This is a genomic window from Lentzea indica, assembly GCF_012184385.1.
In the GTDB taxonomy this organism is placed as follows: domain Bacteria; phylum Actinomycetota; class Actinomycetes; order Mycobacteriales; family Pseudonocardiaceae; genus Lentzea; species Lentzea indica.
This window is the reverse complement of the sequence record NZ_VSRL01000550.1, coordinates 1-1,295: the sequence shown is the minus strand read 5'-3', so window position 1 is coordinate 1,295 and position 1,295 is coordinate 1. Positions and strand designations below refer to the sequence as shown.

At 72.6% G+C, this 1,295-nt stretch carries 1 protein-coding gene and 1 pseudogene; one reads left to right on the top strand and one right to left on the bottom strand.

The window, feature by feature from the left end:
* Positions 1–443, bottom strand: a 443-nt coding sequence (locus FXN61_RS49505; protein ID WP_167980648.1) for a quinone oxidoreductase family protein, incomplete at its 3' end; no start/stop codon positions are given.
* Between the two features lie 385 nt (positions 444–828).
* Between FXN61_RS49505 and FXN61_RS49500 the strand changes: the two are divergent.
* A pseudogene (locus tag FXN61_RS49500) lies at positions 829–1,295 on the top strand (helix-turn-helix transcriptional regulator); the annotation flags it as partial.

Here is a 1,295-nt window from a genome sequence, read left to right as displayed (position 1 = left end):
CCCGCGGCCCCGTGCACCAGCAGCGTGTCGCCCGCTCCGACCTCGAGGGCGTCGAGCACGCGGGCCGAGGTCTCGACGGCCACCGGCAGCGCGGCGGCGACGTCCCAGTCGAGATCGGCCGGCTTGGCAGCGAAGTCGGTGGCCAGGGCGTACTCGGCGTAGGCGCCGGTGACGGTCCAGGCCAGGACCTCGTCACCCACCGAGACGCCGGTGACGCCCTCACCGACCTCGTCGACGACGCCGGCAGCCTCCAGGCCGGGGATCGCCGGGAAGGCAGGTGCCATGTGCGGCATCCACCCGTTGCGGATCTTGTGGTCCAGCGGGTTGACCGCCGCGGCGAGCACCTTCAACCGCACCTGGCCGGGGCCGGCGTGCGGTTCCTCGACCTCTTCCAGGCGCAGGACTTCCGGACCGCCGAACTCGGTGTAAGTGATCGCCTTCATCTGAAACTCCCGTGACTCGCTCCGTGTGAGAACTCCATCCTGCGGACCCGGCGACTCCTCTTGTGCCAGCCCTTTGGCTAGTTCGCCCTGGCCGAACGACTAGCCGGTCGGTGTCCCACGCGGGCTACGCTCGATCCATGGACCTGCTGACGGCTGTCGACGTGATCCGGGCACCGCTGTGCGAGACGTTGCCGCGGCTGTCCGCGGCGTTCGCTGAGGTGGTCCCGCATCAGGCGGCCGCCGAACTGTCCGCCAACTGCCGGTTCGCGCCGTTCAAGGTTCGCGGTGAGTCGCCCGGCGCGCCGGGGTCGTCGGTCACCATCGCCGACCTCGCGGCGCTGCGGCCGTTGTCCCCGCGCGGGGAATCTGGCAGGGGCGGGCGGTCATGGCCGGCGTCGAGGTACCCGTGCTGGCCGTGTCCAGCGACATCACCGAGGAGGGCGCGTTGCTGGTCCTCGTGCGCACCGAGGACACACCGGTGCCGGAGGAGCTCCTGTCGCCGGCCCAGGCGCTGTGGGACGCGGTGACCGCGCACCGCGAGGGCCTGCGCAACGAGGCGATACCCGCGACGCTCGCGGTGTCGCGGGCAGCCGCCGCCGCACGTGCCGTGGCCATCGCCGACCTCGGCGACGCCTACGGAACCGCGCTGACCGCTCTGCTCGGGATCCTGCGAGATCGCGCCGTGGACGACGCGTCCGCCCGCTCGCGGGCCGTCGACCTGGCCGTCACCGCACTGGTCGAGCTGCGTTCGCGGGCCGACCTGGACCGGGCGATGTCCGAGGAACGCAGCGGTGACGCCTTCGACCGCCTCGCCGAGTCGCTGCAGCGGATGCTGCGCGGCCGCGGCGTGCG